The following is a 15,564-nucleotide window of genomic DNA, read 5'->3' as shown; positions in this document are numbered from 1 at the left end:
TTGTGATGTGGCGCAGAGGCGCGTTTCAGAATGAGCCGGGTAACCGCGTCATTACCCGGCGGAGGCCATTTAGCGCAGCGCCATGGCAATCGCGCTAAACATCAGAGAGGCTTCCAGCGGCTGGGCGCTGAAGGACGGTTCCGCCTGCGGCCAGGTAGACCACTGGACGATGACCAGATTTTCCTTCGGGTTCACCACGATCATCTGTCCGAAAATGCCCAGCGCCCAGAGCGAACCTTTCAGCGAATCCTGTGCCGTCGGCTCTACGCCCGCGGCGTTGGCGGGCACTTCATTGTTCCACCACTGATAGCCGTAAAGCCCCTCGGGATGGGCGTCTGAGACCGAGCCTTTGGCCTTCGTCCAGTCTGACGACTGCCGGATCCAGTTTTCCGGCAGGATGGTCTTACCGTTCGGTAACGTACCGTTGTTCAGGATAAATTGCCCGAAGCGTCCCCAGTCCTCCAGCGTGGCGTTAAAGCCGTGCGCGCCGACGTCGTGCTGGCCTTTGCTGTAGGCATGCCACACGCCGTCGCTCGCCATGCCGTAAGGCTGCCAGATGCTTTTCTCCAGATAGGCTGCGAGCGTCATGCCGGTGGCCCGCTCCAGCACGTCACCCAGCAGCCAGGCGCCGCCCGAAGAGTAAGACCAGTTCTCTCCGGCCGGGTGCGCCCAGCGTAACCCCTTCACCAGCTTGCGCACGCAGTCATAGGTACCCGGCTTCGCCTCGCACTCGGTGAGCTGCGCGAAGTCGGATTTAGGGTTGGTGTAATCCTCGTTCCAGGCCACGCCGGAGGTATGGGTGATCAGCTGCTTAAGCGTCACGCCGTCCCACGCGGTGCCTTTCAGGTCGGGTTCATACCGCGTGATCCGATCGTCGAGCGAGTGAATTTTTCCCTCTTTGAGGGCCACGCCCACCAGCGCCGATACCACCGATTTCCCAACCGAGCGCGAGGTCCAGAGCGTCGAGTCGGTATTGCCCTCTCCAAGATACTTCCAGGCGATTTTGCCATCCTTCAGCACCAGCATGCCGCTGACGTTCTGCCGCTGGAGGTAGTCCTTAAGGCCGTAGCGCCTGCCGTTGACCTGATAGTGTGCGTCTGTGAGCGGCTTGTCCGACATTTCCAGCGGCACAGCGTTACCGTGGTGGAAAACATCCCCGGTGTAGTTGCGGTAGTCATTGCGAAAGCCCACCACGCGATCGGCCTGACTCCAGGTAAGCATCTTATGGGTGTCAGGCAGCGTGGTGTCGAAGGGGGCAGGGCAGGCGCTGAGGTCGGTGCCTTTACAGGCCGCCATTGCCGCAGGGGAGATCAGGGTGCTGAAGACAAGGCCCGCCAGCAGGGCATGGTTTACTTTACTGTTTTTTCATATCCGTCTCTTACAGGTTAAGAACGGCTTCAGTTTAAAAACCCCGGGGCTATAATAAAAAACTCGTAATGGGGGAAAATCCCCCAAAAAAACAGAGGGAGCGTAGCGTGGCGGGACTGATTTACTCTTTTGCACAGCTCGAGGCATTTACCGCCGTGGCCGAGAATGGGAGCCTCAGTAAAGCCGCGGTGGCGCTGAAGAAGGACCGCACGACGCTTCGCGATCTGGTTGATTTTCTTGAGGATGGGTTGGGCTACGCGCTGTTTATTCGCGACGGCCGCACCCTGCGGCTCACGCCCGAAGGGGAACAGCTTCAGCGCCAGGCGCACCTCCTGATGCGGCAGGTAAAAGCCTTTGAGGCGTTTGCCAGAGAGGTGCCGCACGGTGCCACGCAGGACCTGACGCTGGTCTACGATCCTTTTACGCCCAGAGTCTTTCTGCACGGGGTGATTGCTGAAATGGCGGTGCGAAAAATCCGCCTGAGCCTTATCTGCGCCTCGCGGGATGAATCGGAACGGCTGCTGGCGAATAACGACGCGGATCTGGCCATCTGCCAGGCGCGCAACCGCAGCGTGGGCAACGACATGGAGTGGCGTGCCCTGGGTGCCATCGAGATGGATTTTTATGCCGCCAGCGGGCTGTTTGCGGACAGTGCTTCCCCTCTGTCGCTGCTCGATCTCTCCCTGGTACCTCAGGTCGTCATGCACCCCGCCTCGGACGAGCCGGTGGCGCGCCGCCTGCAGATTTCGGGGCATACCCTCTTTACCAATGAGCCGGAGATGCTGCGCGGTCTGCTGGAGCGCGGCTGCGGCTGGGGATTCTTACCGACGCATTTTCACGCCGGGCAGTGGCAAAACGTAAAAAGGCTGCACACCGAAGTGGGCAGCCAGGGGATTGGTCAGACGATGGTCACCATCTGGAAGCCGGGGAGCGACAAGCGCAGCACAATCGCTGAAACGCTGTCGCTCTTGCCGGACGTATGGAAGCACTCAGCGCTGTGAACAGCCTTTACACTGCGGGTTCTGGATCTGCTGGAAGAAATCGTTGCCTTTGTCATCCACCAGGATAAACGCCGGGAAGTTCTCGACCTCGATCTTCCAGATAGCTTCCATGCCCAGCTCAGGATACGCCACGCACTCCAGGCTCTTGATGCTGTTTTGCGCCAGCACCGCCGCCGGGCCGCCGATGCTGCCCAGGTAGAAGCCGCCGTGCTTATGGCAGGCGTCCGTCACCTGCTGGCTGCGGTTGCCTTTCGCCAGCATGATCATGCTCGCGCCGTGGGACTGCAGTAAGTCCACATACGAATCCATGCGCCCTGCCGTGGTTGGGCCGAGTGAGCCAGACGCGTAGCCTTCCGGCGTTTTGGCCGGGCCCGCGTAGTAGATCGGGTGATCTTTGACGTACTGCGGCAGTTCCTCACCGTTGTCGATTAGCTCTTTCAGCTTCGCGTGGGCGATGTCGCGCGCCACGATGATGGTCCCGTTCAGAGACAGGCGGGTAGAGACCGGGTGCGCGGAAAGCTGCGCCAGGATCTCATTCATCGGCTTGTTCAGATCGATGCTGACCACGTCGCCTTCACCCTGCTGGCGCAGTGATTCAGGAATGTACTGGCCCGGGTTGTGCTCCAGCTTCTCAATCCAGATCCCGTCGCGGTTGATTTTCGCTTTGATGTTGCGGTCCGCAGAGCAGGAGACCCCCATGCCGATAGGGCAGGAGGCGCCGTGGCGCGGCAGGCGGATCACGCGGATGTCGTGGGCGAAGTATTTCCCGCCGAACTGCGCGCCGAGGCCGAGGTTCTGGGCTTCCTGGAGCAGCTCCTGTTCGAGCTGAACGTCGCGGAACGCCTGGCCGTGTTCGTTGCCTTCCGTCGGCAGGGCGTCGTAGTAGCGCGTGGAAGCCAGCTTCACGGTTTTCAGCGTGGCTTCCGCCGAGGTGCCGCCGATCACGAACGCGATATGGTACGGCGGGCAGGCCGCGGTACCGAGAGTGCGCATCTTCTCAACCAGATAGTTTTTCAGCTTCGCCGGGGTGATCAGCGCTTTGGTTTCCTGGTAGAGATAGGTTTTGTTGGCAGAACCGCCGCCTTTTGCCATGCACAGGAATTTGTACTCATCGCCGTCAACGCTGTAGAGGTCAATCTGCGCCGGCAGGTTGGTGCCGGTGTTCACCTCTTTATACATATCCAGCGCCGCATTCTGGGAGTAGCGCAGGTTGTCTTCGATGTAGGTGTTGTACACCCCCTGACTCAGGGCCGCTTCGTCACCGCCGCCGGTCCAGACGCGCTGGCCTTTTTTACCCATGATGATCGCCGTGCCGGTATCCTGGCAGGTTGGCAGCACGCCTTTAGCGGCGATTTCAGAGTTACGCAGGAACTGCAGGGCAACGTACTTATCGTTCTGGCTCGCTTCCGGGTCGTTAAGAATGGCGGCGACCTGCTTCTGGTGGGAAGGACGCAGCATAAACGCAGCATCGTGGAACGCCTGCTGCGCCAGCAGGGTCAGCGCTTCCGGCTCGACTTTCAGGACTTCCTGACCGTCGAACTCAGCAACGGAGACGTGCTCTTTGGTCAGCAGATAGTATTCGGTGTCGTCGTGCGCCAGTGGGAAGGGGTTTTGATAAAAAAACGGTTTGTTTGACATAGCTTGCTCCAAAAAAATAAAACCGCCGGAGGAGAAGTCCGGCGGTCAGGAATCAGAACATCATGGACATCCACGGATAGCCAATCAGCAGCAGGGCCGCCAGGAAGATGGCACCGAAGATGGTGCCGAGGCGCCAGTAGTCTTTGGTTGGCAGGTAGCCGCTACCGTAGTAGATCGGGCTTGGGCCAGTGCCGTACGGGGTGATGATCCCCATCACGCCCAGCGAGGTCACCATCAGCAGAACAAACACTTCCATATTCATGCCCGGGATGGTGGAGGCGATGGTCAGCATCGCTGGCAGCAGCGCCGTGGTGTGCGCGGTGGTGCTGGCAAACAGGTAGTGCAGCAGGTAGAACGCCAGCAGCAGGACGATGGTCGCTACGCCCGGAGAGATACCGCTCATCAGCAGACCGCCTTCTTTACCTAACCAGCTGATAAAGCCGGTAGAGGAGAGGCCATCCGCCAGCGCCACCAGGGTGGCGAACCAGACGAAGGTGTTCCACGCGGCTTTATTACCGGTGATGTCGTTCCACTCCAGCACGCCGGTCCACAGCATCAGGCCGACGATGAGCAGGGCAGCCATAGCCGGTTCAATCCACGCGGCGGCAAAGATCCACATCAGCAGCGCACAGCACACGAACACCAGCAGCAGGATTTCATTGCGGGACAGTTTGCCCAGTTTTTCCAGCTCACGGGTCGCCCACAGCGGCACTTCGTTGTTTACCTTCACTTCAGGCGGGTAGAACCAGTAGGCCAGCAGCGGCATGGCCAGAATCAGCAGGATACCCAGCGGCAGGAAGGCGAGGAACCAGGTCCCCCAGGAGATATCGATTCCAACCGTACTTTTCACCAGCGCCAGGGCCAGCAGGTTCGGCGCAAGTGCGGAGAGGAACATTGAGCTGGTGATACAGGCCGCAGTGATCGCCACCCACATCAGATACGAACCAATCTTACGCGCGCTTGGGTCGTTCGGTTTTGAACCGTACAGCGGCGGCAGGTTAGCGATGATCGGGTAGATGGTCCCGCCGCTGCGCGCGGTGTTGGACGGGGTGAACGGTGCCAGCAGCAGGTCAGCAAACGTAATCGCGTAACCGAGCGTCAGGCTGCGACGGCCGAGGTATTTCACCAGAATCAGCGCCAGACGGCGGCCGAAGCGGGTTTTGTCATAGCCTGCGGCGAACATAAAGGCACCGAAAATCAGCCAGACGGTAGAGTTACCAAACCCGCTCACCGCCCATTTAAAGGAGGCGCCCGCCAGCTTGAATTTCGGATCAGCCAGCTGTTCAGGGCTGAACAGCACCCACTGGCTGCACAGCGCAATGGCGACCACGCCGGTGAGACCGATCACCGCGCCCGGCAGCGGTTCGAAGATCAAACCGACGATCACGCCAACGAAGATAGCGAAATAGTGCCACGCGTAAGGAGGCAGGCCTTCCGGTACCGGAACAAACAGCAGCAGTACGGCGACGATGACGGGCAGTGCCATCATCAGCAGACGTTTTGCGTTTCCATTTGATGCCTGGTTCGCCACAGGGGGCGTTACAGCAGTTTTTGTATTCATAGTTTCACGTCTTAAGTTGTCAAAGATTCGGTCGTACTGAAAAACAAAATCACTTTCTTAAGTTTCTTTGCTTTTTTTAGTTATTAAAGGTGCGATTTTGTATTTTCAGTAATAGCAATTTAACGCTTTTATGGAGGCGCTAAATTAAAAATTGATGATGTTTTTATATTGCGCTTTTGGATGCCATAACTATTGATCGCGATCAAAAAAATAGAATTGCAGCGTTATTTTTATGCTTTTATTAATAACCACTCTGGCGTATGTGGGTATTCCCTTTTTTATTGGTTTATTTTATCATTTTTGTAACATTTTTATTTTCTGTGATTTTATATATGTTTGTTTTGTTGGGTGTTTTTAGTTATTTGGAGAAGTGGTTTTACCAATCATTATTTAACGAATTTTAAATTATTGTGAATGGCTAAATGACATTCGCTAACACCAATGTGTTAATTGTGTTATTGCAGGGATTAAATAGTTTTTTAACTAACGTAATAACTTTAGAAACTAAAAAAATCATTATATTAATATCATGACATCGGCAAATAACGACGAACTAAAAAATCAATCCGATAACGAATTCTTAATTTTAAAAAGTTTGGAGTTTCAATTATGAGCACTAACGAACGTATTCTTAGCCCCTTCACATTACCGAATGGCACTGAACTGAAAAACCGTTTGTTAATGGCCCCTATGACCACCTGCACCGGCTATTACGACGGCACCGTCACCAGCGAACTGGTGGAGTACTATCGTGCCCGTTCCGGAAGCATCGGCACCATCATTGTGGAGTGCTGCTTCGTCGACGATCTCGGTCTCGCCTTCCCGGGCGCGATCGGGATTGATAATGACGAGAAAATTGCCGGGCTGGCGAAAATCGCGGAGGCGATCAAATCCAAAGGATCTAAAGCCCTGCTGCAGATCTACCACGGCGGCCGCATGGTCGACCCGAAACTGATCGGTGGCCGTACGCCGGTTGGCCCAAGCGCTGTTGCCGCGCCGCGTGAGGGCGCAGCAACGCCAGTGGCACTGACTGGCGAAGAAGTCGAAGGCATGATCGGCAAGTTTGGTGAAGCGGTGCGCCGCGCCATCCAGGCCGGCTTCGACGGCGTGGAAATCCACGGGGCAAACACCTATCTGATTCAGCAGTTCTATTCGCCAAACTCTAACCAGCGCGATGACGAGTGGGGCGGCAGCCGCGACAACCGCGCGAAGTTCCCGCTGGCAGTACTGGATATCACCCACAAAATGGTGCGCCAGTACGCGGACGACGCCTTTATTATTGGCTACCGCTTCTCTCCTGAAGAGCTTGAAGTGCCGGGCATCCGCTTTGAAGACACCATGTACCTGCTGGAAAAACTGGCGGCTCGCGGCGTGGACTACCTCCACTTCTCCGTCGGCGCGACCCTGCGTCCTTCCATTGTTGACACCCAGGACCCGACGCCGCTGATCGAAAAATACTGCGCGATGCGTTCTGAAACGCTGGCTCAGGTACCGGTGATGGGCGTGGGCGGCGTGGTGAATGCCGCCGATGCCAATGAAGCGCTGGACCACGGTTACGACCTGATTGCCGTTGGCCGTGCCACCATCGCTTACCCGGACTGGCCCGACCGCATCGCGGCCGGGGAAAACCTGGAGCTGTTTATGGACAGCACCCAGCGCGAGGCGCTGAACATTCCTGAGCCGCTGTGGCGCTTCTCGCTGGTGGAAGCGATGATCCGTGACATGAGCATGGGCGAATCGAAATTCAAACCGGGCATGTTTACTGAGAAGGTGCAGGACGACGCGAACGAGCTGGTGATTAACGTCAGTCTGGAAACTGACCGCATTGCAGACATCGAGCTGGCCTCTGGCCCGAGCGAAGACGTTGAGTTTGTCACCAGCTTTGAAGAGATCCGTACCCGCATTCTGGATGCCAACACCCCGCACGTGGATGCCATCACCGGCGCAACCAGCCAGAGCGAGGCGGTGAAGAAAGCGGTCTCTAAAGCGATGCTGAAATCCAGCAAAGCGCTGGCCGCGGAAGAGGGCGTTGACCCGAACGAAACCCGCAGCGTGGACGTGGTGGTTGTCGGCAGCGGCGGCGCCGGTCTGGCGGCGGCGATTCAGGCGCACGACGAAGGCGCGAGCGTGCTGATTGTTGAGAAAATGCCAACCATCGGTGGGAACACCATTAAAGCCTCTGCCGGGATGAACGCCGCAGAAACCCGCTTCCAGCGCGTGAAGGGCATTCAGGACAGCAAAGAGCTGTTCTACCAGGAAAGCCTGAAAGGTGGCGGCAACAAGAACAACCCGGAACTGCTGCACCGCTTCGTTGAGAACGCGCCGCAGGCGATTGAATGGCTGGCAACCCGCGGCATCATGCTGAACGACATCACCACCACCGGCGGGATGAGCATTGACCGTACCCACCGTCCAAAAGACGGCTCAGCGGTCGGCGGCTACCTGATCAGCGGCCTGGTGCGTAACGTCAACAAACGCAACATCGAGGTGATGCTGGATACCTCCGTCAGCGACATCCTCTTCGAAAACGGCGAAGTGACCGGCGTGCGCCTGACCACCGAAGAGAACGAAACCCTCACCGTGGCAGCGAAAAGCGTGATTGTCGCTACCGGCGGCTTCAGCGCTAACAGCCAGATGGTGGTGAAATACCGCCCTGACCTGGAAGGGTTCGTTACCACCAACCATAAAGGGGCGACCGGCGGCGGCATCGCGCTGCTGGAGCGTATCGGGGCAGGTACGGTTGATATGGGCGAGATCCAGATCCACCCAACCGTTGAGCAGAAAACCTCGTACCTGATTTCCGAATCCATCCGCGGCGGCGGGGCGATTCTGGTCAATCAGAAAGGGGAACGCTTCTACAACGAAATGTCGACCCGCGATAAAGTCTCGGCGTCAATCATCGCCCTGCCGGAGAAATACGCGTACATCGTCTTTGACGAGCATGTTCGCGCCAAAAACAAAGCCGCGGATGAGTACATCGCTAAAGGCTTCGTGACCAGCGCCAGCTCGCCAAAAGCGCTGGCGGAAGCGCTCGGCATGGATTACCACGCTTTCCTGGCGACCCTGGAACGTTACAACGGTTTCGTTGAAAAACAGCACGATGACGACTTTGGACGTACCACCGCGCTGCGTGCGCCAATCAATGAAGGGCCATTCTACGCCATTCAGATTGCACCGGGCGTGCACCACACCATGGGCGGCGTGACCATCAACACCGAAACCTGCGTGCTGGACAGCAACCACAACGTGCTGCCAGGTGCGTTTGCGGCCGGTGAAGTGGTCGGCGGGATCCACGGCGGCAACCGTATCGGCGGTAACGCAGTGGCAGATATCATCATTTTTGGTACCCTTGCAGGACATCAGGCGGCTCTGCGTTCGAAAAAGATGTAAGGCACCTGCTTCCCAGGCCGGATACGCGCAGCGCTATCCGGCATTTTCCCCGGCGGCGCGGAGCTTGCCGGGGCTACTTCTGAGGACTCCTGCCATGCCTGATAGCCATCGCGTTTACAGCTACTCCGCCGTTCTGATGGGCTCGCCCATCCTCCTGAAACTCTTCTCCCATGACGAAGCCCTCGCGTCCCGCGTGTTTCGTCTGATCAAACAGTACGAAGATCTGCTCACCGTTAACCGCGCGCACTCGCAGGTGATGGACATTAACCATGCGGCGGGCCAGCATCCGGTCACCGTCAGTCGGCCGGTGTTTGATCTGATCCGCTGTGCAAAAGCGGCAAGCTTGCTCAAGGACAGCGCCTTTAATCTGGCGATCGGTCCGCTGGTGAAGCGCTGGAAGATTGGCTTTCAGGGGGACAGCGTTCCGCCTGCCGATGAAATCGCGTCGCTGCTGGCGATAACCCGGCCCGAGGATGTTCTCCTTGATGAGGCCAGCAGCAGCGTGTTTCTGACCAGAGCGGGGATGGAGATCGATCTGGGGGCGATTGCCAAAGGCTATATCGCCGACCGGGTGCGGGATTACCTGCATAAAGAGGGCGCGGAGCTGGGGCTGATTAACCTCGGCGGCAACATTCAGACGTTAGGCTCGCCGGAAGGGGGCTGGAGCGTCGGGCTGAAAAAACCGTTCGCCGGAGATGCGCTGATCGGCACGATGATCGTTGAGAACGTCTCCGTCGTCACGTCGGGAACGTACGAGCGCTATTTTGAACAAGACGGCAAACGCTATCACCACATTCTTGATCCGCGCACCGGATATCCGCTGGACAACGAACTGGACAGCGTGACCATCATTTCGAAAGATTCCATCGACGGCGATATCTGGACCACGCTGATGTACGGCATGGGCGTGGAGAAGGGCTGTGCCGCGCTGCGTGCGCGCCCCGACATTGAGGCCATCTTTGTGACCAAAACAAAAGAAGTGGTGTTCTCTTCAGCACACCACTTCCGCTTTACCCTGCTGGATGATACCTACCGCGTTACTGACAGTATTGCTTGAGCAGGCCCGTTTGCTCCGGCTGGAGACGGTAGCGATACACCGGACGCCCGGTGGCGCCGTAGTGAATGCTGGTGAACAGAATATTGATTTGCGCCAGCCAGATCAGGTATTTGCGGCAGGACACGCGGGAAATATTGACCGCGTTTGCCAGATCGTCGGTGGAAAACTCCGTCTCCGGGTGAGCGTCAATCCACTGGCAAATCGTGCGCAGCGTTTGCGGCGTTAACCCTTTCGGCAGCTTTTTGCTGTCCGCCAGTTCCGGCGCCCCGCCGTGGATCAGCCGGTCGACGTCCGCCTGCTCGTAATACTGGTGCGACCCCATCAGGCTGTGCTTGGCCTTCCAGCCGTTCAGCGCCTCTTCAAAGCGCGGGAACTGGAACGGCTTTATCAGATAATCCACCACGCCGTAATGGATGGAGGTCTGGATCGTCGCGGCGTCGGCGGCCGAGGAGATCATGATCACGTCGATTGGGCGGCCGGATGCGCGAATCACGGGCAGCAGATCCAGCCCGTTATCCTGCTGCATATAGACATCCAGCAGAACCAGATCGACGGGCTGGCTGGGGTTATTAATGATGGCCTCGGCCTGGCTTAGCGTGGAGGCGACGCCGCAGCAGCTAAAGCCTTCAACACGGTTGACATACAGACGGTTGAGGTCGGCTACCATGGCGTCATCATCGACAATTAACACATTTATCACGCGATTTTCCTCTCGCTATCCCAGGGGATGTGAACAAAAAATTGGGTAAATACGCCGGGCTCAGACTCGACGGAGATATCGCCGCCAAGGTTCTGAATCTGCTGGCGAGCAAGGAACAGCCCAACGCCGCGGTTTTCACCTTTTGTTGAGAAGCCCTTTGTAAAAATAGACTCCAGCTGAGTGGGATCAATGCCGGGGCCATCGTCGCTGACTTCACAGCTGAGCCAGCCATTCTGATAATGCAGCAGCAGGCCGATCTCGCCCTCCTGCTGTCCTTCCATCGCGTCGAGCGCGTTTTCAATGAGGTTGCCCAGCGCGGTGATCAGCACCGCGACCTGCTCTTCACTTGCGGTATCCGGTATCTGGCTTTCATCCGCCAGCGTCAGGGTGACGCCCGCTTCTTTCGCCCGGTTGATTTTACCCAGCAGGAACCCGGCAACCACCGGGGATTTTACCTTGCTCTGTATCGTACCGATATCCGTCTGGTAATGATGTGCCGTCTGGAGAATGTACTCTTCCAGCTTGTCGTAGCGCTTAATATTCAGCAGGCCGAGTATCACATGCAGTTTATTCATAAACTCGTGGGTGTGGGCGCGCAGGGCATCAACGTAGTTAACCATGCCGTCCAGACGCTGCATCAGCTGGCTGACTTCCGTTTTATCACGGAAGGTGGTGATGGCGCCGATCACCCGATCCTGACTTTTCACGGGGACCATGTTGCACAGCAATAGCCGACCGTTGCAGCTGATCTCCTGATCCTGGCGTGCGACGCCCGTCTTCGAGACGTCACGCAGGCTAGCCAGCAGGGGCGCGCTGGTGTTTTCGGTCTGCTTGCCGGAGGGGAGAAGCAATATTTCTCTGGCGGTCTGATTAATCATCGTCACGCGTCCGTGTATATCAACGGCCAGAACACCCTCGCGGAGCGACTGCAGCATCGCCTGGCGCTGTTCGAACAGGGCGGAGATTTCGTAGGGTTCGAGCCCGAACAGAATGCGCTTCAGAACCCGCACCAGACCCCAAATCGCCATAGAACTCATAAAAATACTGAACAAAATGGTCCAGACGGCGTTTAGCCGCCCGCGAGCGATCTGCTCTTCAACCTTATTGAGGGAGATTCCGACGACCACCACGCCAATCTGCTCGTGCTGCGCGTCGTAGACGGGCGTAAAAACGCGCAGCGCTTCGGCGAGCGCGCCCCGGTTAACCGATACGTTCTCTTTGCCTTCCAGCGCGGGCGTTAAATCGTCACCGATAAAATGTAGCCCCAGCAGCGCCTCATTCGGGTGAGAGTAGCGGATCCCGCGCATATCAGTGACCACGGTGAACAGCAGATCGTTTCGCTTCGTCACCGCCTGGGCGATGGGCTGAATAATGTTCTCCTGCGGTGCCTGCATCAGGCCGCGCTGGATCTCGGGGCTGTCGGCGAGGGTGCGGGCAATGCCGAGCGCGGTGTCTTTGACATCATCGCGCGTTGCGCGGGTGATCTGCACCGAATAGAGCGCAAAAACCACCAGCAGAACTGAACCGATAATCGCGCACACCATCAGCGTGACCAGCGTATTGAGTTTCATGGGGCGCTTGCGCGTCGGAAGGAAAGGCTGCAAATCGCTCATCAACACTCCGCGATGATTAAGTAAGAGGGTAATTATCGCCGATGACGCACTTTTCTTAAAGCCATGTAAAAGCGTGGATTTGGTCCTCTTTTCGTGACCCTCCTCGCAGGTCATCTATATAAAACACTTTATAGTGTGTGGGTACTCATAATAAGGAGGCTGTTTATGAGCATTATGCTTACCGGTTCGGTCAAGGAAAGACGGCACGCCAGCACGATGAATATCGATAGATTGTCCACGCTGGACATGCTGAAAGTCATTCACCAGGATGATGCACTCATTTCTGCTGCTATCACCCCTTGTTTACAGACGATTGCCCGTGCGGTGGATAACGCTGCCGCGACCCTCAATCACGGTGGTCGCCTGGTCATTGTCGGGGCGGGGCCGTCTGGCCGTGTCGCGCAACAGGTTGCCGATGACTATGCGCCGGGCAAAACCCCTGTGATGGCCGTAACGGCACAAGAGGGGGAAGGGAGCTACGAGCGCGGCGTTTCCGACCTGCAGGCCATTAAATTTGGTGAACACGATATGATGCTGGCCGTGACCGTCAGCGGAAAAACGCCGTGGGTCTGGGGAGCGATGCGGCATGCATGGTCGCTGGGTTCGCCGGTCGCCGTGATTACCGGTGATGCGCAAAGTGAAGCCGCGCAGCTGGCGAGTATGGTTATAGCCCCCGAACTGGGTGCCGATGTGGTGGCCGGCTACCTCAACACCAAAGCGGGGATCGCGCAAAAAATGATCCTCTCGATGATCGCTACCGGGCTGGCCGTTCGAACCGGGCGCGTATACAGCAACCTGCGGGTGGATCTTGAGGCAAGCAACACCAAATGGGCCGAACGTCAAATCGCCATTGTAATGGAAGCGGGGGGATGCTCCCGGGCGGAGGCAAAAGCGGCGCTGGAGAGCTGTAACCATCACTGTAAAACAGCGGTATTGATGGTGCTGACAGGGCTGGATGCGTGGAAAGCTCATGAGCTGCTGGCGCAGAATAACGGGTTTATCCGCGTGGCGCTGCAGGAAGCGCCGTAATATGTACCGTTAAGAAATAAAAAAGGCCGCAGATGCGGCCTTTGGTATTTTTAGAGGTTAGAACTGGTAGGTCATACCCACACCAACGATGTCGTCGGTGGAAATACCGTATGCGTCATACAGCGCTTCATCGTTGTCCAGCATGTTGATTTTATAATCAACATAAGTGGAGAAGTTTTTGTTGAAGCTGTAGGTCATGCCCAGGTCGATGTAGTTAACCAGATCCTGATTGAATCCTTTACCGTCCAGGTCTTTACCTTTTGAGTAAACCCATGCCAGGGAAGGACGCAGACCGAAGTCGAACTGGTACTGTGCAACCGCTTCAAAGTTCTGAGTCTGGTTGGCGATACCAACGTTGCCGATTGGCGTCATGTTGCGGGTTTCCGCATACATCATCGCCAGGTAAACGCTGTTTGCGTCGTATTTCGCGCCAACGGTCCAGGCTTCAGCTTTTTCGCCACCCGCAAAACCGATGCTTTCTGCGGCTTTGCCGTAGGCAACCTGATCGTTGGTACGGTCAGAAGAAGAGTACGCCGCACCCAGGCTCAGGCCGGACAGATCGCCAGAGAAGTCATAGGAGGTAGACATACCGAAGCCGTCGCCGTTCTGGAAGCGTACGTCTTTATGACCGTTTTTAGTGCCTTCCTGATCTTCGTTAGCGTTAGCACCTTCGTTAGCACCCTGATACTGCAGCGCAAAGTTCAGGCCATCAACCAGACCAAAGAAATCATTATTACGATAGGTCGCAACACCGTTGGTACGGCCAACCATAAAGTTATCAGTCCAGGTGTAGGAATCACCGCCAAATACAGGCAGCATATCGGTCCACGCTTCAACGTCGTACACGACGCCGTAATTACGACCATAATCAAATGAACCGTATTCGCCAAATTTCAGGCCAGCGTATGCCAGACGGTTAAAGGATTTATCACCCGCGCCTTCGGTATCGTTAGCGTAGGTTTTATATTCCCACTGGCCGTAACCGGTCAGGTCGTTAGTGATCTGGGTTTCGCCTTTGAAACCAATCTGTACATAGGTTTCATCGCCATCGTCGCCAGGGTTGTCAGAGAAGGTATGACGCGCGTCGACCTTGCCGTACAGGTCAACTTTGTTGCCGTCTTTGTTGTACATTTCAGCCGCATTTGCTGCGCCTGCCATTAATAATGCGGGTACAAGAATTGCCAGAACTTTTCTTTTCATTATATATTCCCTTTAAAGATAATTTATATGAATATATGTAATTACCCTCCGTAATTACAGGGTTGATACTATTCCAGGAGATGTGATTTAGTTTCAAAAATAAATGTAATAAAATTCGATGAAATATTTCAAATTATTTCTATAAATCTCTTTATTTTTCCTGTGAATTAATTAATTGAATTTATAAGGTGTAATTATTATTAAATATTTCGCATTTCTATTTTTTAATTTATTTAATATGGCTATGTTATAATTCATCCTCTTTTTAACAACAGGACATGACGATGGAACTGGCCCGGTGGCAGCATGGCTTTGAGCGCTGGCTCAAGGAAAATCATCAGAACGACGATACCGCACATGATATTTCGCATTTTCGACGGGTCTGGATGACGGCGCAAAAAATCATGGTTCACCACACGGTCGAGCCGCGGGTGATTCTGGCCGCATGCTATTTTCACGATATTGTCAGCCTGCCGAAAAATCATCCCGAACGCAGTCAGTCGTCAAGGCTCGCCGCGCGTAAGACGAGCGACATTCTGCGCCGCGACTTTCCGGACTTTCCGCCAGAGCATATTGCCGCCGTCGCGCACGCGATTGAGGCGCACAGCTTTAGCGCCGAAATCGCGCCGCAGAGTATGGAAGCCAAAATAGTGCAGGACGCTGACCGGCTGGAAGCGTTAGGTGCTATCGGCCTGGCGCGCGTTTTTGCCGTCTCGGGCGCGCTGGGCGTGCCGCTATTTGACGCGGACGATCCCTTTGCCGATGCGCGCCCCCTCGACGATAGGGCATTTGCCCTCGACCATTTTCAGACCAAGCTGCTGCGTTTGCCTGATACAATGCAGACGGAAATGGGCCGCGAACTGGCACGTCACAATGCCGATTTCCTGATCCAGTTTATGGCGAAACTCAGCGCCGAATTACACGGCGACTGCCTCGGGCTGGATAGCCAGGTGCTGAGCCGCTTCCGTCGCAGTTTGCGCAACTGAACTGTGGTAATCTGTTCCCAG

General features: G+C 56.1%; 11 protein-coding genes. 5 read left to right on the top strand and 6 right to left on the bottom strand.

What is annotated here, in order from left to right; all coding sequences use genetic code 11:
- Window positions 1-69: 69 nt before the first annotated feature.
- Window positions 70-1,341: a serine hydrolase gene (locus FHC48_RS15460; RefSeq protein ID WP_220420548.1), complete on the bottom strand. Its 1,272-nt coding sequence runs from the start codon at window positions 1,339-1,341 to the stop codon at window positions 70-72.
- A 95-nt stretch (window positions 1,342-1,436) separates the two neighbouring features.
- Between FHC48_RS15460 and FHC48_RS15455 the strand changes: the two genes are divergently transcribed.
- A complete protein-coding gene (locus tag FHC48_RS15455) occupies window positions 1,437-2,369 on the top strand; it encodes a LysR family transcriptional regulator (protein WP_119312138.1) in 933 nt (310 codons plus the stop codon).
- Here the strand turns inward: FHC48_RS15455 and fumA are convergent.
- Window positions 2,358-4,007 carry a class I fumarate hydratase FumA gene (gene fumA / locus FHC48_RS15450; RefSeq protein WP_039266686.1) on the bottom strand — a complete coding sequence of 550 codons (1,650 nt, stop codon included), beginning with the start codon at window positions 4,005-4,007 and terminating at the stop codon, window positions 2,358-2,360. The two genes, FHC48_RS15455 and fumA, sit on opposite strands and share 12 nt — an antisense overlap.
- 52 nt (window positions 4,008-4,059) lie before the next feature.
- Window positions 4,060-5,568 (bottom strand): anion permease, encoded by a 1,509-nt coding sequence (locus tag FHC48_RS15445; RefSeq protein WP_008500292.1) that lies wholly within the window; start codon window positions 5,566-5,568, stop codon window positions 4,060-4,062.
- A gap of 609 nt (window positions 5,569-6,177) precedes the next feature.
- Here FHC48_RS15445 and FHC48_RS15440 point away from each other — a divergent pair.
- Together FHC48_RS15440 and FHC48_RS15435 are read left to right on the top strand one after the other, a co-directional pair.
- Entirely contained in the window at window positions 6,178-8,958 is a 2,781-nt protein-coding gene (locus FHC48_RS15440) for a flavocytochrome c (protein ID WP_059365138.1), read from the top strand.
- Window positions 8,959-9,052: 94 nt separating this feature from the next.
- The gene (locus FHC48_RS15435; protein WP_008500295.1) at window positions 9,053-10,015 is read left to right on the top strand and encodes an FAD:protein FMN transferase; all 963 of its coding nucleotides are present in this window, start codon (window positions 9,053-9,055) and stop codon (window positions 10,013-10,015) included.
- On the opposite strand, the gene dcuR is transcribed toward FHC48_RS15435, so the two are convergent.
- Together dcuR and FHC48_RS15425 are read right to left on the bottom strand one after the other, a co-directional pair.
- Window positions 9,996-10,715 carry a two-component system response regulator DcuR gene (gene dcuR, locus FHC48_RS15430; RefSeq protein WP_008500296.1) on the bottom strand — a complete coding sequence of 240 codons (720 nt, stop codon included), beginning with the start codon at window positions 10,713-10,715 and terminating at the stop codon, window positions 9,996-9,998. The genes FHC48_RS15435 and dcuR overlap by 20 nt on opposite strands.
- Complete coding sequence (locus FHC48_RS15425) at window positions 10,712-12,328, bottom strand: sensor histidine kinase (protein ID WP_023293867.1); 1,617 nt, start codon at window positions 12,326-12,328, stop codon at window positions 10,712-10,714. Before FHC48_RS15425 ends, dcuR begins: the two co-directional genes overlap by 4 nt.
- Window positions 12,329-12,493: 165 nt before the next feature.
- Here FHC48_RS15425 and FHC48_RS15420 point away from each other — a divergent pair, with 165 nt between their 5' ends.
- Window positions 12,494-13,357, top strand: coding sequence for an N-acetylmuramic acid 6-phosphate etherase (locus tag FHC48_RS15420; RefSeq protein ID WP_008500299.1), 864 nt, complete (start codon window positions 12,494-12,496; stop codon window positions 13,355-13,357).
- Between the two features lie 57 nt (window positions 13,358-13,414).
- Here FHC48_RS15420 and ompC read toward each other — a convergent pair whose 3' ends face one another.
- Window positions 13,415-14,557, bottom strand: coding sequence for a porin OmpC (gene ompC, locus FHC48_RS15415; protein ID WP_023325575.1), 1,143 nt, complete (start codon window positions 14,555-14,557; stop codon window positions 13,415-13,417).
- A 284-nt stretch (window positions 14,558-14,841) separates the two neighbouring features.
- On the opposite strand from ompC, the gene FHC48_RS15410 reads away from it, so the two are divergent.
- The gene (locus tag FHC48_RS15410; RefSeq protein ID WP_045353627.1) at window positions 14,842-15,543 is read left to right on the top strand and encodes a phosphohydrolase; all 702 of its coding nucleotides are present in this window, start codon (window positions 14,842-14,844) and stop codon (window positions 15,541-15,543) included.
- Window positions 15,544-15,564 lie beyond the last annotated feature (21 nt).

This window comes from Enterobacter sp. EC_50, assembly GCF_019584525.1.
Taxonomy (GTDB): domain Bacteria; phylum Pseudomonadota; class Gammaproteobacteria; order Enterobacterales; family Enterobacteriaceae; genus Enterobacter; species Enterobacter roggenkampii.
The sequence above is the reverse complement of the archived record's forward strand: the minus strand, read 5'-3'. Positions and strand labels throughout refer to the sequence as shown.

What these genes read in the sequence shown, in the direction of transcription:
- FHC48_RS15455 (WP_119312138.1), top strand. Translation starts at nt 1,437, where the DNA reads ATGGGGGAAAATCCCCCAAAAAAACAGAGGGAGCGTAGCGTGGCGGGA.
- fumA (WP_039266686.1), bottom strand. Translation starts at nt 4,007, where the DNA reads ATGTCAAACAAACCGTTTTTTTATCAAAACCCCTTCCCACTGGCGCAC.
- FHC48_RS15445 (WP_008500292.1), bottom strand. Translation starts at nt 5,568, where the DNA reads ATGAATACAAAAACTGCTGTAACGCCCCCTGTGGCGAACCAGGCATCA.
- FHC48_RS15440 (WP_059365138.1), top strand. Translation starts at nt 6,178, where the DNA reads ATGAGCACTAACGAACGTATTCTTAGCCCCTTCACATTACCGAATGGC.
- FHC48_RS15435 (WP_008500295.1), top strand. Translation starts at nt 9,053, where the DNA reads ATGCCTGATAGCCATCGCGTTTACAGCTACTCCGCCGTTCTGATGGGC.
- FHC48_RS15425 (WP_023293867.1), bottom strand. Translation starts at nt 12,328, where the DNA reads ATGAGCGATTTGCAGCCTTTCCTTCCGACGCGCAAGCGCCCCATGAAA.
- FHC48_RS15420 (WP_008500299.1), top strand. Translation starts at nt 12,494, where the DNA reads ATGAGCATTATGCTTACCGGTTCGGTCAAGGAAAGACGGCACGCCAGC.
- ompC (WP_023325575.1), bottom strand. Translation starts at nt 14,557, where the DNA reads ATGAAAAGAAAAGTTCTGGCAATTCTTGTACCCGCATTATTAATGGCA.
- FHC48_RS15410 (WP_045353627.1), top strand. Translation starts at nt 14,842, where the DNA reads ATGGAACTGGCCCGGTGGCAGCATGGCTTTGAGCGCTGGCTCAAGGAA.